At 45.2% G+C, this 21,201-nt stretch carries 20 protein-coding genes; 14 read left to right on the forward strand and 6 right to left on the reverse strand.

Annotated elements, in window-relative coordinates:
- Positions 1–951, reverse strand: coding sequence for a GGDEF domain-containing protein (locus Q7P67_RS02865; RefSeq protein WP_303850378.1), 951 nt, complete (start codon positions 949–951; stop codon positions 1–3).
- Positions 941–2,410, reverse strand: a complete 1,470-nt coding sequence (gene lysS / locus Q7P67_RS02870) for a lysine--tRNA ligase (RefSeq protein ID WP_303850379.1) — start codon at positions 2,408–2,410, stop codon at positions 941–943. The genes Q7P67_RS02865 and lysS overlap by 11 nt, the downstream gene beginning before the upstream one ends.
- 257 nt (positions 2,411–2,667) lie before the next feature.
- Here lysS and Q7P67_RS02875 point away from each other — a divergent pair, with 257 nt between their 5' ends.
- The 12 genes from Q7P67_RS02875 (at position 2,668) to Q7P67_RS02930 (ending at position 15,390) form a co-directional block, all read left to right on the forward strand.
- Positions 2,668–3,684, forward strand: a complete 1,017-nt coding sequence (locus tag Q7P67_RS02875; RefSeq protein ID WP_303850380.1) for a rod shape-determining protein — start codon at positions 2,668–2,670, stop codon at positions 3,682–3,684.
- A gap of 19 nt (positions 3,685–3,703) precedes the next feature.
- The gene (mreC, locus tag Q7P67_RS02880; protein ID WP_303850381.1) at positions 3,704–4,498 is read left to right on the forward strand and encodes a rod shape-determining protein MreC; all 795 of its coding nucleotides are present in this window, start codon (positions 3,704–3,706) and stop codon (positions 4,496–4,498) included.
- Positions 4,495–4,965: a hypothetical protein gene (locus Q7P67_RS02885; protein ID WP_303850382.1), complete on the forward strand. Its 471-nt coding sequence runs from the start codon at positions 4,495–4,497 to the stop codon at positions 4,963–4,965. The genes mreC and Q7P67_RS02885 overlap by 4 nt, the downstream gene beginning before the upstream one ends.
- Complete coding sequence (gene mrdA, locus Q7P67_RS02890) at positions 4,946–6,787, forward strand: penicillin-binding protein 2 (protein ID WP_303850383.1); 1,842 nt, start codon at positions 4,946–4,948, stop codon at positions 6,785–6,787. Before Q7P67_RS02885 ends, mrdA begins: the two co-directional genes overlap by 20 nt.
- Positions 6,753–7,874: a rod shape-determining protein RodA gene (gene rodA / locus Q7P67_RS02895; RefSeq protein WP_303850611.1), complete on the forward strand. Its 1,122-nt coding sequence runs from the start codon at positions 6,753–6,755 to the stop codon at positions 7,872–7,874. The genes mrdA and rodA overlap by 35 nt, the downstream gene beginning before the upstream one ends.
- On the forward strand, positions 7,874–10,288 hold the full coding sequence (locus tag Q7P67_RS02900) for a TIGR03960 family B12-binding radical SAM protein (RefSeq protein ID WP_303850384.1): 2,415 nt from the start codon (positions 7,874–7,876) through the stop codon (positions 10,286–10,288). Before rodA ends, Q7P67_RS02900 begins: the two co-directional genes overlap by 1 nt.
- A complete protein-coding gene (locus tag Q7P67_RS02905) occupies positions 10,266–11,054 on the forward strand; it encodes a TIGR02757 family protein (protein ID WP_303850385.1) in 789 nt (262 codons plus the stop codon). Before Q7P67_RS02900 ends, Q7P67_RS02905 begins: the two co-directional genes overlap by 23 nt.
- A gap of 102 nt (positions 11,055–11,156) precedes the next feature.
- Positions 11,157–11,474 carry a thioredoxin gene (gene trxA, locus Q7P67_RS02910; RefSeq protein WP_303850386.1) on the forward strand — a complete coding sequence of 106 codons (318 nt, stop codon included), beginning with the start codon at positions 11,157–11,159 and terminating at the stop codon, positions 11,472–11,474.
- Between the two features lie 248 nt (positions 11,475–11,722).
- Complete coding sequence (locus Q7P67_RS02915) at positions 11,723–11,956, forward strand: FeoA family protein (protein WP_303850387.1); 234 nt, start codon at positions 11,723–11,725, stop codon at positions 11,954–11,956.
- Positions 11,956–14,142: a ferrous iron transport protein B gene (gene feoB / locus Q7P67_RS02920; RefSeq protein WP_303850388.1), complete on the forward strand. Its 2,187-nt coding sequence runs from the start codon at positions 11,956–11,958 to the stop codon at positions 14,140–14,142. Before Q7P67_RS02915 ends, feoB begins: the two co-directional genes overlap by 1 nt.
- 17 nt (positions 14,143–14,159) lie before the next feature.
- Positions 14,160–14,318 carry a FeoB-associated Cys-rich membrane protein gene (locus Q7P67_RS02925; RefSeq protein WP_303850389.1) on the forward strand — a complete coding sequence of 53 codons (159 nt, stop codon included), beginning with the start codon at positions 14,160–14,162 and terminating at the stop codon, positions 14,316–14,318.
- Positions 14,319–14,679: 361 nt separating this feature from the next.
- Positions 14,680–15,390, forward strand: coding sequence for a helix-turn-helix transcriptional regulator (locus tag Q7P67_RS02930; RefSeq protein ID WP_303850390.1), 711 nt, complete (start codon positions 14,680–14,682; stop codon positions 15,388–15,390).
- Here the strand turns inward: Q7P67_RS02930 and Q7P67_RS02935 are convergent.
- The 4 genes from Q7P67_RS02935 to Q7P67_RS02950 all read right to left on the reverse strand — a co-directional run bounded on the left by Q7P67_RS02935 (position 15,387) and on the right by Q7P67_RS02950 (position 18,953).
- The gene (locus Q7P67_RS02935) at positions 15,387–17,273 is read right to left on the reverse strand and encodes a diguanylate cyclase (protein ID WP_303850391.1); all 1,887 of its coding nucleotides are present in this window, start codon (positions 17,271–17,273) and stop codon (positions 15,387–15,389) included. The genes Q7P67_RS02930 and Q7P67_RS02935 overlap by 4 nt on opposite strands.
- Before the next feature lie 87 nt (positions 17,274–17,360).
- The gene (locus Q7P67_RS02940) at positions 17,361–17,675 is read right to left on the reverse strand and encodes an RNA-binding protein (RefSeq protein ID WP_303850392.1); all 315 of its coding nucleotides are present in this window, start codon (positions 17,673–17,675) and stop codon (positions 17,361–17,363) included.
- A gap of 318 nt (positions 17,676–17,993) precedes the next feature.
- The gene (locus tag Q7P67_RS02945; protein ID WP_303850393.1) at positions 17,994–18,320 is read right to left on the reverse strand and encodes an RNA-binding protein; all 327 of its coding nucleotides are present in this window, start codon (positions 18,318–18,320) and stop codon (positions 17,994–17,996) included.
- Positions 18,321–18,650: 330 nt separating this feature from the next.
- Entirely contained in the window at positions 18,651–18,953 is a 303-nt protein-coding gene (locus Q7P67_RS02950; RefSeq protein ID WP_303850394.1) for an RNA-binding protein, read from the reverse strand.
- Between the two features lie 208 nt (positions 18,954–19,161).
- Between Q7P67_RS02950 and Q7P67_RS02955 the strand changes: the two genes are divergently transcribed.
- Positions 19,162–20,232, forward strand: coding sequence for a radical SAM protein (locus Q7P67_RS02955; protein WP_303850395.1), 1,071 nt, complete (start codon positions 19,162–19,164; stop codon positions 20,230–20,232).
- 158 nt (positions 20,233–20,390) lie between these two features.
- Positions 20,391–21,176: a nitrilase-related carbon-nitrogen hydrolase gene (locus tag Q7P67_RS02960; protein WP_303850396.1), complete on the forward strand. Its 786-nt coding sequence runs from the start codon at positions 20,391–20,393 to the stop codon at positions 21,174–21,176.
- The last annotated feature ends 25 nt before the right edge of the window (positions 21,177–21,201 follow it).

The raw sequence follows: 21,201 nt of genomic DNA on the forward strand, positions 1-21,201 counted from the left end.
TTAGCCGCAGACATCCTCGCCCATAAGAACTGTGAACTTATTGCGTCCGGTTGACTTGCTCAGATAGAGCGCCTTATCCGCAACGCCGACCATAAACTCCACGTCTGTATAGCATTTATGATAAGGAGTTATTCCTGTGCTGAACGTTATCTGAAACTGTTCCCCGTTGCTTTCGAAAATGGTCGCAGCAAGTTTGGTGCGTATCCTCTCAACAGCCATGATGGAATGTTCAAGGTCGGTTTCTGTAAAGATGATCGCGAACTCCTCTCCGCCGTAACGGGATGCGAGGTCGGTTGAGCGGATGCACTCTTTTATCGTGTTGGCGTATACTTTGAGAACTTCGTCGCCTTTAAGGTGACCGAAATTATCATTTACCTTCTTAAAGAAGTCTATATCCATGAGAGCAAGGCAGAAATGGTTGTTGTAGCGTTCGGAGCGCTGCATCTCGTCTTTCAGTTTGTCTTTGAAATATGAGTGGTTGTAGAGCAGGGTGAGACCGTCTTTTTTCGCCATCTGCTCAAGGAACTCGTTCTGTTCCAGAACGTTTGTGGATGCGAATGCCAGCTCAAATATCGTTGATTCCAGCTCTTCTGTCTTCTCTTCCAACTCAAGTTTGATGCTTCTGTGCTGTTTCAGCGTATTGAAACGTATCTCAATCTCTTTTTCAGGGTCTTCCTTCAGGCAGAACACGAAATAGTATTCCTTTGAAAGTTCAAGCAGGATTGCATCATGGAGCTTATCGGAGATGAACAGGAAAAAATTGTTTGTTTTCAGCAGCTCTTTTATAGAACCGATGCTGTCGTCTTCGCATATTTCAAAGACGACAAGCTCGCGGTTTATATTCTCGATTTCATCGGCAGACATGAACTGCGCCTGAGTGAATATCTGCGCAATGTGCTGTCTGATGTTTTCTGTTTTGGCTCTCGCTGTAACTTTTGTGTTATTCGGCATCCTCAGGCCTCATGTGGGGAAATAGTATAACGTCGCGGATGGACTGGCTGTCTGTGAAAAGCATGACAAGCCTGTCAATGCCGAGACCGGCGCCTGCGGTGGGGGGAAGACCGTATTCCAGAGCACGGATGTAGTCTGTATCCATCATGCAGGCTTCTTCGTCGCCGGCTTCTTTTGCGGCAACCTGTTTAGCAAATCTCTCATATTGGTCAATGGGGTCGTTAAGCTCATTGAAACCATTGGCAAGCTCAAATCCTCCCATAAAAAGTTCAAATCTTTCAGTGGTTTCCGGGTCGTCTTTTTTGGACTTGGCAAGGGGGGAAACCTCTTTCGGGTAGTCGATTATAAAAGTGGGATTGATAAGTGTGTGCTCAATCAACTCTTCGAAGATCTCCATAATAATTTTGCCTTTGCCCCATTCCTTCTGTACTTTTATACCAATTTTGGTAGCTGCATTTTCTGCCGATTCTCTGTCTTTAAGCATGTCTTCGGTGATGCTGCTGCCTTTAACAATGGCTTCCTGCATGGTCATTCTTGCCCAGGGGCTTTCAAGGTCTATCACGTTTCCGCCGAAAGTTATCTCTTTCTTACCGTAGAGTTTTTCAGCAATTTTCTGGCACATTTCCTCAATCATGTCCATGAGGCCGTGATAGTCGTTGTAAGCATTATACCACTCTATCATGGTAAATTCAGGATTATGTCTTGTAGACAGTCCTTCATTTCTGAAATTTCTGTTGATTTCGAAAATCCTCTCGAATCCGCCGACCACCAGACGCTTGAGATAAAGCTCCGGCGCGATGCGCAGATAAAGGGGCATGTCCAGTGCGTTGTGATGCGTTATGAAAGGTTTGGCGGTTGCGCCGCCGACGATGGGGTGCATCATGGGGGTTTCCACTTCAAAGAAGTCTTTATCTATGAAAAATTTTCTGACTTCCTGAACAATGATGCTGCGTTTTCTGAAAGTTTCCTTCACATCCTCATTAACTATAAGGTCAACGTACCTTTGGCGGTAGCGTGTTTCTATGTCTTTGAGACCGTGCCATTTTTCCGGCAGGTCGCGGAGTGCTTTCGTGAGAAGGCGGAACTCTTTCGCGCAGATTGTCAGCTCGCCTGTTTTTGTTTTGAACAGGAATCCTTTGATGCCGATTATGTCGCCGACGTCAGTAAGGTCGAAAGCCGCATACTGTTCGTCGGATATTTCCCCTTTTTTAACATATACCTGAATGATGCCTGTGCGGTCTTTAACAGTAAGAAACGCCGCTTTTCCGAAGGGGCGCAAAGCCATTATTCTGCCTGCTACGTCGAACCATACATCCTGTGCCGGCAGGTTCTCTTTTTCTGTTTCCGCGTATTGTGCTGTAATTTCTGCAATGTCGTTCGCTACTTTATGATAATTGACAAACGGCTGTTCTGAAAGCTCTTTCAGCTTCTGCATTTTATCAAGACGGTGTTGTTCCATTGAATCTGAGATCTCCTGATAAGTTGATTTATTTTGACTGTTTATACCATAACTGCATATGCCTTCAAAGTGCAAATAAAAAATGCATCATATTTCATTTTATTTATTTGACACAGTATATAAAAATCACTAATCTAAAAAAGCAGATAAATTCCTTTGTTTCGTTATATTAATTCACTTGAAATATGTCTGCTTATAGTCTAAATTGTCGTGTTCGAATTAAAGAAAATTTTACCCAATCGGGGGTGTTTAATCACATGGGGCTTTTCGACGTATTTTCCAACGACTTAGCAATCGACCTTGGCACAGCCAATACTCTCATATATGTGAAAGGCAAAGGGGTTGTGTGTTCCGAACCCAGCGTTGTGGCAATTAACAACGTAAACAACGAAGTTCTCGCGGTGGGCAGCGAGGCAAAAAGTATGCTGGGACGTACTCCCGCAAACATCGTGGCAATCCGTCCTATGAAAGACGGCGTTATCGCCAACTTTGAGGTTACGGAGAGGATGCTCAAGAACCTCATCCAGAAGGTTCACAACAGAAAATCACTTGTGAGACCCAGAATAGTTATCTGCGTCCCTTCCGGTGTAACTCAGGTTGAGAAACGCGCCGTTAAGGATTCCGCAATTCAGGCTGGCGCAAGAGAGGTTTATCTCGTTGAAGAACCTATGGCTGCGGCTATCGGTGCGGGGCTCCCCATTGAAGACCCGTCAGGCAACATGGTTGTCGATATCGGCGGCGGTACAACTGAGGTTGCCGTTATATCCCTTTCAGGCATTGTGTATGCGAACTCCGTGCGCGTCGGCGGCGACGAGATGGACGATTCCATCGTAAGCTACGTTAAGCGCAAGTATAACCTGCTCATCGGTAACGGAACCGCAGAACAGATAAAGATGAAGATTGGCTCATGCTTCCCTATGGACAGCGAAATGAGCATCAAGATAAAAGGTCGCGACCTTGTTACCGGTATACCCAAGACAATTGAGATAACCGACGCGGAAGCCAGAGAGGCTCTCGACGAGGCAGTGTCAAAGATCATCGACGCGGTGCGCATCGCACTTGAAAAGACTCCTCCGGAGCTTTCCGCTGATATCGTTGACAGAGGCATCGTGCTTACAGGCGGCGGTGCACTTCTTAAAGGGCTTGATAAACGTCTTTCCCATGAAACAGGTCTGCCCATAATCGTGGCTGACGATCCGCTTCTTGCCGTTGCGATAGGCGCGGGAAAGGTGCTTGACAATATCGAGCTTCTGAAAAAAGTTACAATAGACTAGGGTGTCGGCAGCGGGGCAGATGAAACTTTGGAAAAAAACACTTATCGCTTTTATCGCCCTGCTCATCCTTGTTATCATTCAGGCGAGAAATCCTGAGATAAAAGGACCGTTCAGGGGCGTAATCGGCAACTTCGTTAATCCGTTTGTGTATTACACTGAAAAAACGTTCAGCTTTTTCAGCGATATATGGAGCGGGTACATTAATCTGGTGGACGTGCGCAGGCAAAACGACAGACTGAAGCAGGCGAACGGCGAACTTATGCTCGAAAACTCACTTCTGCGGGAGCAGGTGAAGGAACACGGACGCATAGCCAGACTTCTGAAGTTCAAAAACTATTCAGATCTCGATTTCGTTCCGGCATCCGTTGTCGGGCGCAACGTAAAAGGCTATCTGAAATTCATCGTTATCGACAGAGGCAGCCGCGACGGCATCAAACGTCAGGATCCGGTTATAAGCTATAACGGTCTTGTGGGCATGGTGCGCGAGGTTTATGCGGACAGCGCAGAGGTGGAGGTTGTTTTAAGCCCCGCCAGCAACGTTTCTGTTATGAACAACAGAACCCGCACCGTGGGCATAGTCCGAGGAAACGGTCACGGCAGTATGGCTGTTGATTTCTACGACAGGCTTGACAATGTCAAAAAAGGCGACACGATGGTCACTTCCGGTCTGGGCGGAGTATATCCCAAAGGACTGGTGGTCGGCTATGTCAGCGATGTGAAAACCGCTGAAACCGGACTTTTCAAGATAATGACACTCAATTCTAAGGTCAGGTTTGAAAAACTTGAAAATGTACTGGTGATAAGACAGCGATGAAAAGCATCAACTATCTTTATCCGGCAATATTTTTTGCGCTCATTTTCGGTCATATAATTACGCTGGTTTGGGCGTTTGTTTTTTCAAATTTTGATTTTGCAGTGGTGATTTTTCTTCTCATCTACGAAATGATAGATGAAGACAACTATATATGGCTTTCCGTTCTTTTCGGGGTTTACACAGATTATGCGCGCAACGGATTTTTCGGTCCCGGAGTCATGCTGTTTCTTGCGTTTTCAATCTCAAGGTTTAAAGCCGATATTGTTATGGATATGACCAAATTTAATTCGAAGGTGCTGCTGTTCACTTTTATTTCCGCTGTCTACTGCATTTTTAACGCTGCCCTTTCCGGTTACGACCCTGAAACGGTTTTGAAAATGACAGTCACAAGAACGGTTATAAACGTTGCCGTTGCGATAGGAATCGTGAAACTCTCGGAGTACAGAATTGCTTTTAAGAACGCTTAAAGACGAGATACTTGATTATTTCAAAAAGCGCGCCATGTTCGGATATGTGGTGCTCGGTCTTTTCTTTGCGTTCCTGGCTCTGCGTCTTTTTTACATGCAGGTCATAAGTTACGAAAAATTCAAACAGCTTTCAGAAAACAACCGTATCCGTATCGTCCGCATAAAGGCCGACAGAGGATTTATCAAGGACGTAAGGGGACGGCTTCTCGTTAAAAACTCACCAAGCTACGAGCTGAAAATCGTGAAAGAGGACGTTAAAGACCTCAACGCCATTCTTGATAAGCTGGCGAAGGTTCTCCCTATAGATAAGAAATACGCTATAAAGCAGGTGGAGAAATCCTATCTTTATGAACCTGCTGTCATTCTTCGCGGTCTGTCATTCAATCAGGTTGCGGAGATAATGGAACACTCCGACGATTATGCCGGTGTTGAGATAGGGCTTGAAGCCGTCCGAAGTTATATGGACAGCAGAGCGTTCAGCCACATCCTCGGTTATATGTCAGAAGTTAACGAACAGGAGCTCAGAGACAGCGCCTATTATCGTTCCGGCGATATGCTTGGTAAGACCGGAGTTGAAAAAGTATATGAAAAACAGCTCAGAGGCGATGATGGTGCCAGACAGGTTGAAGTTGATTCATACGGACGACCTGTCGAGATACTTTCAGAGAAGGCGAGTGTTCCGGGTGAAAACATAACACTCACCGTCGATTATGACGTTCAGACTTTCCTGCACAGACTGATGGACGGCAAAAAAGGTGCTGTCGTGGTTATGGATGTGAACAATTTCGATGTGCTTGCTCTCTATTCAGCGCCCGCATTCGATCTTATGTCGTTCACACCGTTTGCAACTTCTCAGGATAGGCTGGCTATCATAAAAGACCCTTCCAAACCGCTCCTTAACAGAGCCATTGAGGGTCGTTACCCTCCCGGATCCGTCTATAAGGTACTTATGGCGGTTATGGGGCTTATGGAGCATAAAATAAATCCGGACAGCAGATTCACCTGTACCGGAGAGATGCAGTACGGCAATTTCAAATATAAATGCTGGAAAAAAGAGGGGCACGGGACCATAAATCTCGTTCAGGCAATTGAGGAATCGTGCGACGTATATTTCTATAACCTCGGTCTTATACTTGGTATTGATACAATTTACGACTATTCCACAAGGCTGTCGCTCGGCGTGAAAACAGGTATAGCTCTGCCAAACGAGAAATCAGGATTTTTCCCAGGCAGACAGTGGAAAAAAGAGGTTCGCCACGAGGGCTGGTACCCTGGAGAAACGATAATAACATCAATCGGTCAGGGCTATATGGCGACAACCCCAATACAGATTGCCGTTATGCTCGGAGGTATTTTCAATGGGGGACACATATACACTCCAAATCTTGTCAGATACCTTGAAAATCCATCAACCGGGCATGTGCGTGAACCAGTCCGAAATCTTAAAAACAAGGTGCATATTGATAAATGGGCGGCAAACGTCGCTATGAAAGGTATGGTTAAAGTGGTTGAGGGCGAACACGCCACCGGCTACAGGGCTAATGTTCCCGGAGTTCATATCGGCGGAAAAACCGGTACGGCGCAGGTTGTAAGCCTTAAACGTACCGAGGATATGGACGAGGATGATATTCCTGAGCATTACAGAGACCACTCGTGGTTTGCCGCTGTTTTCCCGGCGGAAAACCCGAAATATGTCGCGGTTGCGATGATAGAGCACGGCGGAGCCGGCAGTAAGGGCGCAGCACCCATTGTCGGAGCATTAGTAAATAAAATGGCGGATCTTGGCTATGTTAAGCGTGAAACTGGACAGGAAGCACATTGAGAATTTTGATGTCGTTCTGTTCGCACTTCTCTTTCTGATAACGACTCTCGGCATTTTCGCCATTTATAGCGCGGGGTTTGACCCTGTGGACGGTAAAGTGCGCAATTTCTGGCTGAAACAGTTCTATTTCCTCATACTGGGGTATTTTTTGTTTTTTGCTTTCAGCGCAATAGGTTACAAAAAACTTGTTAAATATTCCTATGTGCTTTATGCTCTTGGTCTTATTATATTGGCGGCGGTTCTCGCCATGGGACATGAGGGAAAGGGTGCCGTGCGCTGGATATCCGTTGCCGGCATACGCATACAGCCCTCTGAGTTCTTTAAGTTCATCTGGATGATAGTTCTGGCAAGGCTCTACATAGATTTCACAATGAACAAGTACGGTATGCTGGATATAATAAAAAAACTGTTTATCGCCATGCCTCCGTTTGTTCTGGTTTTCCTCCAGCCCGACCTCGGTACCGGAGGAACCTATCTTGCCGTATGGGGAATTGTGCTGCTTTTTATCGGCATAAAGCGCATGACGCTGGTAATTATTGTCACCAGCCTTGTGTTTGCTGCGCCGATACTCTGGACGCACATGAAGCCTTATCAGAAGCAGAGGGTTGAGACGTTCCTTAATCCGGAGGCGGATCCTTTCGGTTCCGGATATCACGTTATACAGTCAAAGATAGCCATCGGTTCAGGCGGTCTTTTCGGCAAAGGATTTATGAACGGAACCCAGTCCCACCTGAAATTCATACCTGAGCGCCACACCGACTTCATTTTCGCGGTTATTGCGGAGGAGTTCGGTTTTATCGGTGCGTGTGTGGTGATTCTCTTATTTACAGGGCTGGTTTTCCGTATAATTTATGTAGGCATAAACTCGAAAGAATCGGCGGGAAAGCTGGTTTGTGTGGCTGCCGGTGCTATTTTCTTTTTCCAGTTTTTCGTGAACCTCGCAATGACAGTTGGTATGATGCCTGTTGTTGGTATTCCTATGCCGATGGTCAGTTACGGGGGTTCTTCCCTTATCACGTTCATGTCCATTCTCGGCATAGTGAACAGTGTGGCCATGAGGCGTTTTGACAGTCCCAGTGAGGTATAATGAAAGATTATAAAAAGCTCCTTAAAATATCCAGACCCGCAAGATATATCAACGGAGAGATAAACTCCATCCACAAGGAACACGAAGGCAGAACGACTGTTTGTCTTGTTTTTCCCGACGTTTATGAGGTCGGTATCAGCCATATAGGGTATAAAATGCTCTATGAAAGATTGAATCTGCGTGATGAGCTTGTTTGCGAGCGGTTTTTCATGCCGTGGCCTGATGCCATCGAAGCATACGGAAGTGAGATGTTCGTCAGTCTGGAATCTACAGCAGGTCTGAAAGATTTCGACGTAGTCGGCTACAGCTTTCAGTATGAGCTGTCATATACGAATATGCTGAAATCCCTGCTGATGGCCGGAATTCCAGCCAGAAGCAAAAACAGGGGCGAGGACGACCCGATTATAATTGCGGGCGGTCCCTGCGTTTGCAACCCCATGCCTATAGCTGACTTTATAGACGTATTTTTCATCGGTGAATCTGAGATAACTCTGCCTGACGCAATGGTTAAGCTCAATGAAATGAGCGGTGCCGCAAGAGCAGAGAAGATAGCGTATCTCAACTCTCTGCCGTTCACATACGTTCCGGAGATAGACCCTGACAAACATGTAAAACGTTCCATTCACACCGGATTTTCTGACGACTATACAATAAAAGACCTTGTGGTTCCGGCTATCCCCGCCGTTCAGGACAGGGTCGCTGTCGAGATTTCACGCGGCTGCACACGGGGATGCAGGTTTTGTCAGGCAGGTATAATCTATCGCCCGAACCGCGAGCGCAGCGTTGACAATGTAGCTTGTGACGCACTGTATCAGCTGGATAAAACAGGATATCTCGAAACCTCTCTGCTTTCGCTTTCCGCATCGGATTACAGCAGGCTCGAAGAACTGCTTGTCACCATGGTGGGGCTGACCGAGGCGAGAAAGGTTTCTCTCGCATTGCCCTCCATAAGGGCGGACAGAATTAAGGAGTATATTTTCCGCGAACTTTCGAAGGTGCGCAAATCCGGCTTTACCATAGCGCCGGAGGCGGGTTCTCAGCGGATGCGTGACTCCATAAACAAGGGACTTACGGAAGAGGCGATACTTGAGGCTGTTGAGAAAGCATCTGATGCGGGATGGAACGGTGCGAAGCTCTATTTCATGATGGGACTGCCGGGTGAAACCCTTGAAGACGTGCTTGCCATAGCTGAGCTTGCGAGAAAGGCAAAATACCTGCGAAAAGGCAGATTCAGTATAAAGGTATCCGTTTCAAATTTCGTACCCAAAGCCCATACTCCATATCAGTGGTGGGGGCAGAACAGCGGTGATGAATTTTTCGAAAAAAGGCAGAAACTCAAGGAACTTCTTGTTAAATATAAAATTCCCCACGCTTTCCACGGTATTAAAACCAGTGTTCTTGAGGGTGCATTTTCCCGCGGTTCCAGAGAACTAGGTAATGTTATCGAAGAGGCTGTTAACCGCGGAGCCATGTTTGACGCGTGGACTGAGTTCTTCAATTTCTCCGTCTGGGAGGAGTGTTTCGCTAAATTCGGGCTGAAAGTCGAAGATTTCGCTCAGCGCAGCTACAAACGCACGGAGAGACTGCCTTGGGAGCATATAGACTCCGGGGTTACAAACGATTTCCTTTGGGATGAATATCTCAAATCACAATCGCTGGAGCTTACATCGGACTGTACAGACGGCGTATGTCATATGTGCGGTGTATGCGACTTCAAAGAGATTAAGAACACATTTGCCGATAAAACTGAAATAGCTACTGAACCTGTGAAGGACGTGGATGAACAGAAATTCACCCGTTACGCGATGGTGTTTTCAAAGACGGAAAGGCTAAGCCTCCTGTCAGCCATCGAAACCCAGAGGCTGTTTACTCACGTTCTGACAATATCAAAATTCGGACTGAAATTCACCAAGGGGTTCAATCCGCAGCCGAAACTGAGCTACGTTCAGGCGGCTTCCACGGGGCTTTCGGGACTTAACGAGGTTCTTATATTCGAATCGGAAAAGATAGATGATTTTCAGGAAGCCATAGACAGGCTGAACGGTATTCTGCCTAAATGGGTACGTATCAGCCACATGGTCGAATTTCCGGTCAATCCCAGACACTTCGACGTATACGTACGCTTCGGGTTTGCAAAAGAATTTATAGACATTTTCAAGGCGAAATATGAAGCCGGAGAGGCGAAATACGAAAAACTGAACAAGAAAGGACTGCCCAAGGTTATGGATGCAAAGGATTTCACCGCGCAGACAGGTGAGACGGACGTTGTTTTCAAGACTGAAACCACGGGTAATTTTAACTGTTTCGAGTTTTTTGAAAGCCTTGGATATGAGCGCGGCGACATTGATATAATAAGAAAGAACGTTTATCTTGTGCCGAGAGAGGGTGACGATGCGGTCGGAACCGATTTATAAGACTTTTCTCGAAGATATTTACAGGAAATACAACAGTATTGAATATCTTGACACAGACCCTGTGTTCTTCCCACATGCGTATGAAGGCAACACCGAATACGTCGCTTTGACTGCGGCTGTATTCGCGTATGGAAACGTGAAGGCTATCAAAGGGTTTATCCGTTCATTCCTTGATTATTACGGAACAGACCCTCTTGCGGCTGTAAAACCTTCCGGCGGGCTGTATTACAGGTTTCAGAAGAAGCACGATATAGAGTATTATTCGGAGCTTATGCGCAGGCTTTACGGTGAATACGGCTCCATAGAGAACATTTTTGCCAAAAGGGATACGCTGGAGGAGGGGATACTCCTTTTCCATGACCTGATTAAAAATTACGCGGCTGATGCAGATACCGGACTGCACTTTCTGTTCCCAAATCCGGTAACATCCGGTTCAAAACGCCTGCGTATGTTTCTGCGCTGGATGATTCGCAAGGATAACGTAGATTTCGGCTTATGGACGAAATTCAGTCCCGCTGAGCTTATGATGATAATAGACACACATATTCTCAGATTCGCAAAAAATAACGGAGTTATAACAAATGACTCTGCCACCCGTTCCAACCTTGAAAAAGTCAGCAGTTTTTTCAGAGCCATGAACCCAGAAGACCCTGCGAAATATGACTTTGCGCTCACAAGACTTGGTATCGTTTCGGGATGTAAGTATATGAGCTGTATAGCCTGCAGCACCTGCGGGCACAATGACGGCTGTATATTTAGGAATTGATGAATATATGAATATTTAAAATGTATCTTCGTAGCATTGACAAAGCATGAAAATAGTATAGTATAAATCTGAAAGCGCTTAAAGATATTTAGGAGGATTGCTATGGCAGCAGAACTTAACGAAGCTAGTTTTCAATCAGAAGTAATCGATTGCAGCATGCCCGTCCTTGTGGACTTTTGGGCAGTGTGGTGCGGACCTTGCAGAATGCTCACACCCACTATAGAGTCTCTTGCTTCAGAATACGCAGGCAAAGTGAAAGTTGCAAAGGTTAACGTTGACGAAAACCAGCAGCTCGCAGCCAAATACGGTATCATGAGCATACCTACAGTTATGGTTTTTAAAGACGGCAAAGTTGTTGAACAGTTCATCGGCGTTCAGCCTAAAGGCGTTTACGAAGACGCTCTTAAAAGATACATATAACATATCTTACGCACACTGCGGCTTTTCAGCCGTTACGGGAGCAGCTTTTTAACAGGCTGCTCTTTTTTTATCCATTTCCCTGATTTCAACTTCTTGATATGAATCAAAGAAAAAACTTTTCTTCAAACATATGCTGTGTATTGATGATAATGAATATCATTTTCTCTTGACGCGACGGCGTGATAATGATAGTTATTTTCATCATGCTTGGTATAGGGTTTTACTTTTTTAATTAGGGAGATCAACAAATGATTATTTCCATGAGAAAGATGAAAGACAATCAAAAGGGCAGGATTGTCAAGGTCAACTGCGAAGGCGAACTTCGTCAGAGGATCAACGATATGGGTCTGACCTCAGGAACTGAATTTAAGATCATAGGCAGGGCGCCCCTTTTCGACCCTGTTGCTCTGAAAGTGAGAGGGTTTACCATCACACTCAGAAACAACGAAGCTGATCACATTGAAGTGGAGGTCATTGATTAATGAAGATTGTTGCCATTGCCGGAAACCCCAACTGCGGGAAGACGTCTCTTTTCAACAACATAACAGGCGCAAACTACCACGTTGCCAACTATCCCGGTGTTACAGTTGAAAAGAAGGAAGCGAAAGTTAAGCACAACGGTGAGGAGTTTACAATCGTAGACCTTCCCGGTACATACAGCCTTTCCCCTTACTCGCTCGAAGAGAAAGTGGCGAGAGACTATGTTGTAAACGAAAAACCGGATGTTGTCGTCAACGTTCTGGACGCATCTAACCTTGAAAGAAACCTTTACATGTTCGTTCAGTTTATGGAGATGGGCGCACCTGTCATGGCTGCGCTTAACATGGTTGATGTTGCAAAGCTCAGAAAAATCAATATAGATGTCAAGGCTCTGGGCGAAAAGCTGAATGTGCCCGTGGTTGAAACTGTCGCAAGGGAAAACAAGGGTACCAGAGAGCTTCTGGACGCCGTTGCAAAATTCAGCGCGAGCCAGACAAAAGCGGCTCCCCTTGATATTTCATACGGTCCCGATGTTGACGAGACTCTCGTTAAAATGGAGACCAAGATCAAAGACGCAGGTTTCATGACTGCAAAATACCTTCCCAGATGGACAGCTCTGAAATATCTTGAAAACGACGAGCAAATAATCGCAGAAGGTTCAGGCATCGGCAGCATCCATCAGGAACTCGTTGCGATGGCTGAAAAACTTAACAGCCACATCAAAACAACTCAGAAAACAACAGCGGAAAACCTCATTGCGGATTACAGATACGGCTACATCAGCTCTATCCTTAAATCAGTTGTAACATATGAGGATTCCCCTCTGGACAGACTGTATCTCAGCGACCGCATAGACAAGGTACTTACTAACAAACTGCTGGGACCGATAATAATGCTCGGTTTCCTGTATCTTATATATGAGTTTACATTCTGGGCGAGTGAATATCCTGTTATGTGGCTTGAAAGCCTGTTCGGCTGGCTCGGCGGTGTTGCCGAAGCGGGCATGGCGGAGGGCTTGCTGAAATCTCTTGTAATTTCAGGTATCATCGATGGTATGGGCGGGGTTCTCGGTTTTGCACCTCTTATCCTTTTCATGTTCTTTGCCATCGCGTTCCTTGAGGACTCAGGCTATATGGCAAGAACCGCCTATATGCTGGACAGGGTGTTCCGTATTTTCGGGCTTCAGGGCAACTCTGTTGTTGCATACATCGTTTCCGGCGGTATCGCTGGAGGATGCGCAGTTCCCGGCGTTATGGCGGCAAGAACCATCAAAGGCGAAAAAGAGAGACTGATAACAATCCTTACGGCTCCTTTCATGCCCTGTGGTGCTAAACTGCCCGTTTATGCTCTGCTTATCAAGGCTTTTTTCCCCGGCAACGAAAGCGGAATGATGCTTGCAATCACGCTTATAAGCTGGCTGCTGGCGCTTTCAATAGCAAGAATACTGGGCACTTTCTTTGTAAAAGAACCAGATTCAGCATTTGTTATGGAGCTTCCTCCTTACAGGATGCCCACACTGAAAGGTCTTTCAATACACGCATGGGAAAGATGCTGGATGTACGTCAGGAAAGCGGGTACCGTTATCCTTGCGATATCCATCCTGCTCTGGGCTATGATGACCTTTCCGCAGCTCACAGACAAACAGCTTGAAGTTTATGAGAGCCAGCGTCAGGACGTAACCGCTTCTTACGATAAAGCTGTTGTTGAAGAGGGCGATTCCGATGCTGAAGAAGTTTCCGCTATGGCTCAGGAATATCGTGACCGACTTGCAGAGGTTGATGCCAATGAGGCTGGCGACGCTCTTGCAAATTCTGTGGCGGGCAGACTCGGAAAAGTGTTCGAACCTGTAACACAGTTTGCAGGATTTGACTGGAGAACCAATATTGCTCTTATAGGCGGTATAGCTGCAAAAGAGGTCGTGGTTGCGTCTCTGGGTACTGCATACTCTCTCGGAGAGGTTGACCCTGAGGAATCAGACAGTCTTGCTGATAAGCTGGTTAAATCCGGCTGGACCACAGCAAACGCAATCTCGCTGATAATATTCACAATGCTGTACGCGCCGTGTTTCGTAACTGTGGTTGCTATACGTAAGGAGACAGGCTCTTCCAAGTGGGCGCTTTTCACACTTGTCGTTTACACAGGTGTTGCGTTCCTTGCTTCTATTGCCGCCTTCCAGATTATGGGGTAACCGCTCGGAGGTGATATATGATGTCAAATATTATTCTTACGGCAATACTGCTCTGGGCAGTGGGTTTCGCCGGATATAGGGGATATAAGACCTATAAACAGGCGAAAAGCGACAAGCCTATGCAGTGCGCATGTTCCGGCTGCGGCGGAAGCTGTTCATCGGACAAGAAAATATAACATGGGAAGAGGGGCGCTTGCCCCTCTTTTTTTTGTAATTATCAGATAAATCTATATTTTATTGAATATCTGTTTAAATTGGATGAAAACCTTGTTTTTCAAATATTTGTAGCATTAGTAAAACCTATTGTGTATACTGATTGAAATATGAGGAGCTTAGCGCCACTAGTTCTGGTAGTATCAAAATGTTGTTAAACGGGGTATACCATGTTAGCTAAAACTTCACCAAAACCAAGTTTTTGCAAAAGTCATACACGGTGCAAACCGTGTCCCGCAATTGGCCGTTGGCAGCAACATTTTCCGGGCTTTGCTTCCAACGGCATTTTTTCGTGTCTAATTTCACTCCAGGGAATTTCCAGCCATGCTTAAACGTAAAGAACTGACTAATATTCTTGATTTTTCTCTTGAGCTGCTGAATATACGGACGTATTCTGGTTTCACATCTTCTGTTATGGGGCTTAAAGGGCTTTTTGAGTTCGATTTTGTTCACATAGGCGCTGTTTATTTTTCGGAAGAGTGGAAGATGCAGACCTTCTATACCAACCTGAGTGTTATGAAAGAGTGGTCTCCTTATCAGTATTCAACCAGCCCGAATCCCAACGACCCTGTTTACCACATGGTGAGCGCCGGAAAAACCATGATGTGGTGGGAAGAACTGCCCCCTGCGATAGGTTCCGTGACTCCGCTGATGATACTTCCTAACCTCTGCGGCTACAGCTTCAGCAAGGTTGCACCTGATAAATCCAAAACCGCCGTTATTTCATTCGGAGGCAGGGAATTCAGTAAAGCAGAGCGGACAGAGGAAATTCTTTATTATATTTATCCGCACCTTGCCAACGCATATTACAGGCTGAGCGAGATGCAGGACATTGACCCCGGACTTATCAGCGGAAGGGAAATGGACGTTCTGAGATGGCTGAAAGCTGGCAAAACCTCTTGGGAAATTTCAAAAATACTGGAAATAAGTGAGAATACGGTTAATTTTCATATCAAGAATATAAAGAGAAAGCTGAACGCGACAAACCGTCAGCACGCAGTTGCGATAGCTATAGCCAACAGTATCATTTCCTAGGTTTCGTTGCCGTCGCAGATTTTTACTCTGTTTCTTCCCGATTCTTTCGCCTTGCAGAGGGATGTATCTGCCTTTTTAAATAAGAGATCAGATGTGGCGTTTACAGGCGGCACAGCGCAGCATACTCCTATTGATACCGTTATATAGCCTCCAGTGTCTCCTGTTGTATGTTCAATTTTAAGGTTTTCCACATCTTCGCGGATCTGTTCGAAAAATTCTTTTGAGTGTCTCGTGTTCATTTCCGTGCATATAACAGCAAAAGCCTCGCCGCCGATTCTGAAAGCGAAATCACCGGCACGGTTTAGGGATTTTTTTATTGTAGCAGCGATACTTTTCATAACATTATCTCCGGCAAGGTGCCCGTAAGAATCGTTGTACGCTTTAAACGCGTCTATATCTATTATTGCAAGCGTCATGAATGAGCGGTTTCTCTGTGCTCTTCTCATTTCCTGTTCGATTATCTGGTTAAAATACCTTTTATTGTAAAGTCCGGTTTGTTCATCGGTAATGGTAAGCTCTTCGACACGCTTTTTATCAGTTATATCTGTTCTGATGGAGGAATAGCCTATGAAATTACCGCTTTCATCAATTTTGGGTACTATGTGTGCGTTAACCCAGAAAGTGCTGCCGTCTTTTCTTATATTTTTTATATCTCCGTTCCATGAATTGCCGGACATTATGGTATTCCACATCTGTCTGGACATATTCTGATCCATATCAGGGTGTTTTAATATTGTATGCTGCGCCCCGATAAGTTCGTTTCTTGAAAACTGAGAAATCTCACAAAGTGCTGTGCTGACCTTAGTTATTACCCCTTTTGCATCAGCTTCCGAGTAAATCACATATTTATCGATTATTTTATGGTTATAATTCAGCTCGTCTTTTGCCCTGTTCAGGTCGGAGCTTGTTCTGTGCAGGCTCCCGATATAAGCGTTAAATCCGATGTTAACAACAGTAAGGGTTGCCGCGGCAATTATAATACTGAACAGAAGGAGTATGAGGACATCATCCTTTATGTCCTCTATACTTTTTGTTACGTCTATGGCAGCAACAAGGGAGGCTATGCTCTCGTTGCTGTAGTTTTTAAGCTCCATGACAGGCGCAATGAGATATGTCCGTCCTTCGCTTTCATAGGTGATCATTTTCTGTTTTTTAAGGTATTTAAGAGCTTTAACAAAGAAGTCAGGCGTATCGGTTTTGATATATTCGTTTCCGGCAAGAACCAGTCCGTCCTTATTTCTCAGGATGTTCAGGGAGTCTTTTTTGAAAACGAAAGCCAGTTTTTTGTCCGTATACATTGTTTCAAGGAGATGGGTGAAATACATCGGGTCAGTGCCCAGTTCCAGACATCCAATATGCTTGTGGTCGCTATTGTAAACAGGCTGTACGACTCTATAATAAATACCGTTCAGTCCAACCTCTATTCCGCTTTCAGGCAGTTTTTCCTGATTTGATTTGGCTATTATGTGCCTTATTTTCGAAAGATCGTCGCCATATTGTGCCGGCATATGGACGCGGAGAATGGTGACGGTATTTTCCGTATGGAAATGCATGTTTTTAAAGAAATGATTTTCAGCGGCGAAGAGATCGAAATTCTGCTTAACAAGAGTGTAGAGCTTGATTCTGTCTCTTTGTTCTATGGCATTGATAACATCCTGATTTGACAGAATATTGTCAATTCGTGTGTAGTTCAGTTCGTTAAGGGCGTTCAGTTCGGATTTAAAAAACGCTTTAAGGTGCTCTGCTTCACCTGAGAGTGTGTTTTCCAGTTTTTGCCTATAACTTACATAGGTTATGAACAGAAAGAGGGCGAATAATAGCGCCATGATTACTGAAAGGCGTATCAGGGTTTTGTTCTTTATGTTCAGATAACGTTCTGTCATAAAGAATTATACCCTTATTAAAGGGTATATCAAATAAAAAAGCCGGACAAATGTCCGGCTTTGAAAACTCAGTATAATGAGTTGTTATTAGTATCTTCCGCGTCCGCCGCCGAAACCGCCGCGTCCACCGCCGAAACCGCCTCTGCTGTTTCCGCCCTCTTCACGGGGTTTAGCTTCGTTAACAGTTATGTTTCTGCCGCCGAACTCAGCGCCGTTGAACTGTTCGATAGCTGCTTTTGCTTCGTCGTTGTTAGACATTTCTACGAAGCCGAAGCCTTTTGAGCGTCCTGTTTCTCTGTCTTTGATGATGCGTGCTGAATCAACAGCGCCAACGCCGCCGAAAAGAGATGTAAGATCGTCTTCAGTTGTTCCGTAGCTAAGGTTACCTACATAAATGTTCATTGTAAAAATTCCTCATAATATTATTTGTCAAAACTCTCAACTCTGGGATAATACGGTGAGCAATACGGATGCTAAGGAGCCAAACGCAGGGAACTTATGAACAATTTTTGCGGGTTATATTGAGGTACAACGGCATAAATGATCTAGGTTCTGGTTCAAAATCCGGGTCAGTTTGCTAACAACGTTCAACCAAATCTCGGTCTGACAAACTAACTATACATTGTTAAAAATAAATAGCAATAGAAAAAATGGAGGGTTATGAAGAAAATATCAAAAGCGGGCATTGCTGCCCGCCTGAAATTTGTTTACAGGAGATGATTAATATCTGCCGCGTCCGCCGCCGAAGCCGCCTCTGCTGTTTCCGCCGCGTCCGCCGCCGAAACCGCCACGGTTTCCGCCTTCTTCACGGGGTTTTGCTTCGTTAACGGTGATGTTGCGGTTGTCAAGCTCTGTGCCGTTGAATTTTTCAATTGCAGCTTTGCCTTCGTTGCTGTCGCCCATTTCTACGAAGCCGAAGCCTTTTGAGCGTCCTGTTTCTCTGTCGGAGATGATGCGTGCTGAATCAACGCTTCCAACGCCGCTGAAAAGTGAAACAAGATCGTCTTCTGTTGTGCCGTAGCTAAGATTTCCTACATAGATGTTCATAATGAATCCTCATAAAATATTATTTGTCAAAACTATTCATGGAACGGTGCGCAAAGAGCGGAGATGTACAGTCTTGTGTACATAGAAACGGTGGAGTGAACAATTTTGCAGATAAATATTGAAGACTCAATAGAAAGCGGCATATAACTGATCAGGATCCGGTTCAAAATCCGGGATAAATTTGCGAACAACCTGCAACCGATGTATCGGTCTGACAGGAGTTACTATATATGGTTAAAAATAAATAGCAAGAGAAAAATAAAAAAAATATCAAATAAATAAAAAGGCGGACAAAAATGCCCGCCTTAACAGCTTTTATCTTTGAAGGAATCAGAACCTTCTGTTTCCGCCGCCAAAGCCGCCTCTGGGACCGCGTCCGGCGGGTTTGTCCTCTTTTGGCTTTGCTTCGTTAACAGTGATGTTTCTGCTTCCGAATTCGGAGCCGTTAAATTTTTCGATTGCTGCTTTCGCCTCAGCGTCGTTGGGCATTTCCACAAAACCGAATCCTTTGGAACGTCCTGTTTCCCTGTCTTTGATGATGCGTGCGGAATCCACTGCGCCGACTGTTGAGAAGAGTCCTATAAGGTCTTCTTCTTTTGTCTGATAGCTGATGTTACCTACATAAATGTTCATATACAACCCTTTGACCGCATTATGGTCATTTAATGTGATTGCTCAGAATAGCTGAAAATTAATACAAATCAAGTGAAAAGTTATACATTGAAATGGGTTGGGACAAAAAACAGTCTGTTTCACATCTTTAACATTGAAAAATCCTGAAGTGCTGTTAATGTAGTGTGGTGCAAAAGAATTTATTAAAGATATTTACGGAGTTTCAAATATGTCTGAAAAAACATGGGAACTGAAATGGATGGCCTGGGAGATCACATCAAAATGCAATCTGAAATGTGTCCACTGCCGTTCATCTTCGGGTATTCATTCCGCCGTTGGCGATTTCACCCTTGAAAAGGCAAAAAAATTTATCGACGAGCTTACTGAGTTTGCTAAACCTGTCGTTGTTCTGACAGGCGGCGAACCGCTCATGCGCGAGGATGTGTTCGACATCGCCGCATACGGCACGGAAAAAGGTCTGCGCATGGCTATGGCTACAAACGGGACACTCATTAACGACGAAGTCTGTGAAAAGATGAAAGCCGCCGGCATCCGCATTGTGTCTCTCAGCCTTGACGGCTCAACTCCTGCCGTACACGACGACTTCCGCCAGCAGGAAGGCTCTTTTCAGGCTGTAATGGATGCCGCCGCATACTTCCGCAAACACGATATCAAATTCATCATAAACTCATCGTTCGCAAAACGTAACCAGCACGACATCATGGACACATACAGACTCGCAAAGTCTCTTAAACCCACCGCATGGTATATGTTCCTCATAGTTCCCACGGGCAGGGGAGAAGAGCTTATGAAAGAACTTATCAGCAAAGAGGACTATGAAGATATACTAAACTGGCACTACGATATGGAACGCAACGAGGACGAAATTCTTGTCCGCCCCACCTGCGCTCCACAATATTACAGAATATGGGCGGACCGCAGCAAAGAGGCTGGGCTGGACAAAAACCGCAGGAACCTTACTTTCGGCACAGGTGGAAGCAAGGGCTGCATAGCCGGACAGACCATTGCCCTTGTGAACTCAAAAGGTGATGTGCTTCCCTGCTCATATTTCCCCGTAACTGCGGGCAACGTTTTCGAAAAGCCGTTTAAGGAAATATGGGATAACTCCAAACTTATGAATGATATGCGCAGCTTTAAAGACTATGAGGGAAAATGCGGTGTCTGTAAACACCTCGGCGTCTGCGGCGGCTGCCGTGCGAGAGCCTACGCCGTCACAGGCGACTATATGGCGGAAGAACCCTTCTGCGATTACATACCCGCTAACTATATCTGCAAATAATATTTTCTGCGGGTGTTTTATAATTGATAAAGCACCCGCATCTCTTACCCCGACACCTTTTCACATTACACAGTCTTTTTATCGTCTTATAATGAACATTTACTGTCTTGACATGGTACAAATTATGTTTTAAAATCCCGAAGACTTAGGGGAGTCATATGAAGATAATTTCGCTTCAGTTGCCAGTGAGGCTTTCAGAGGTTGACGAAAACCTGAGAAAGTTTAAAGACGGGATTTCGCAAGTTATTGATGGTGAAGATTCAATTATCATTCTTCCTGAGATGTGGGCTTGCGGTTTCGACTATCAGCGGCTGGTGGAATTTTCTGAACAAACGCACTCTGTTATTGACGGAATACAAAGTATTATAAATGATAATACGCTTGTAATCTCATCACTCCCCGAAAGAAATCAAAACAAGGTTTTTAATACGGTTTATGCGGTGACAAAAAACGGAATCGCTGCAACCTATAGAAAGAACTTCCTTTTTTCTCCCATGAGGGAGGATGAATATATAGACAAAGGCAGTGGTGTGACCGTCTTTGACTTCAAGGGTATGAAGGTCGGACTGCTTTTGTGCTATGAGGTAAGATTTCCGGAGATGTTCCGTATGACGGCGTTTGCCGGAGCGGATATAATAACCGTACCCGCTATCTGGCCGCAGATGAAAAAGGAACACTGGCTCACGCTTATGCGTGCGCGCGCCATAGAAAATCAGTGCTATGTCGCCGGATGCAATACAAACGTCATGATGGGCAAAAAAGATATGCCCTGCGGTTTTTCCGTCGCGTATGACCCCTGGGGCGAACCGATGTTTGAACCCTCCGAGGAGGAGGGAATCTACACATCTTTTGCCGATGCAGAGGTCGTTAAAGATATCAGGACAAAAATTCCCAGCTTCCTTGATGCAAAGGGATTTTTTACAATAAAAGGCATTAACAGTTGATAACTACTCAAATATGGAGGAACAA

Source organism: Seleniivibrio woodruffii, assembly GCF_029267515.1.
GTDB classification, from domain to species: Bacteria; Chrysiogenota; Deferribacteres; order Deferribacterales; family Geovibrionaceae; genus Seleniivibrio; species Seleniivibrio woodruffii_A.

Coding starts and splice junctions, on each gene's coding strand:
- Q7P67_RS02865 (WP_303850378.1), bottom strand. CDS start 951: ATGCCGAATAACACAAAAGTTACAGCGAGAGCCAAAACAGAAAACATC.
- lysS (WP_303850379.1), bottom strand. CDS start 2,410: ATGGAACAACACCGTCTTGATAAAATGCAGAAGCTGAAAGAGCTTTCA.
- Q7P67_RS02875 (WP_303850380.1), top strand. CDS start 2,668: ATGGGGCTTTTCGACGTATTTTCCAACGACTTAGCAATCGACCTTGGC.
- mreC (WP_303850381.1), top strand. CDS start 3,704: ATGAAACTTTGGAAAAAAACACTTATCGCTTTTATCGCCCTGCTCATC.
- Q7P67_RS02885 (WP_303850382.1), top strand. CDS start 4,495: ATGAAAAGCATCAACTATCTTTATCCGGCAATATTTTTTGCGCTCATT.
- rodA (WP_303850611.1), top strand. CDS start 6,753: ATGTTAAGCGTGAAACTGGACAGGAAGCACATTGAGAATTTTGATGTC.
- Q7P67_RS02900 (WP_303850384.1), top strand. CDS start 7,874: ATGAAAGATTATAAAAAGCTCCTTAAAATATCCAGACCCGCAAGATAT.
- Q7P67_RS02905 (WP_303850385.1), top strand. CDS start 10,266: ATGCGGTCGGAACCGATTTATAAGACTTTTCTCGAAGATATTTACAGG.
- trxA (WP_303850386.1), top strand. CDS start 11,157: ATGGCAGCAGAACTTAACGAAGCTAGTTTTCAATCAGAAGTAATCGAT.
- Q7P67_RS02915 (WP_303850387.1), top strand. CDS start 11,723: ATGATTATTTCCATGAGAAAGATGAAAGACAATCAAAAGGGCAGGATT.
- feoB (WP_303850388.1), top strand. CDS start 11,956: ATGAAGATTGTTGCCATTGCCGGAAACCCCAACTGCGGGAAGACGTCT.
- Q7P67_RS02925 (WP_303850389.1), top strand. CDS start 14,160: ATGATGTCAAATATTATTCTTACGGCAATACTGCTCTGGGCAGTGGGT.
- Q7P67_RS02930 (WP_303850390.1), top strand. CDS start 14,680: ATGCTTAAACGTAAAGAACTGACTAATATTCTTGATTTTTCTCTTGAG.
- Q7P67_RS02935 (WP_303850391.1), bottom strand. CDS start 17,273: ATGACAGAACGTTATCTGAACATAAAGAACAAAACCCTGATACGCCTT.
- Q7P67_RS02940 (WP_303850392.1), bottom strand. CDS start 17,675: ATGAACATTTATGTAGGTAACCTTAGCTACGGAACAACTGAAGACGAT.
- Q7P67_RS02945 (WP_303850393.1), bottom strand. CDS start 18,320: ATGAACATCTATGTAGGAAATCTTAGCTACGGCACAACAGAAGACGAT.
- Q7P67_RS02950 (WP_303850394.1), bottom strand. CDS start 18,953: ATGAACATTTATGTAGGTAACATCAGCTATCAGACAAAAGAAGAAGAC.
- Q7P67_RS02955 (WP_303850395.1), top strand. CDS start 19,162: ATGTCTGAAAAAACATGGGAACTGAAATGGATGGCCTGGGAGATCACA.
- Q7P67_RS02960 (WP_303850396.1), top strand. CDS start 20,391: ATGAAGATAATTTCGCTTCAGTTGCCAGTGAGGCTTTCAGAGGTTGAC.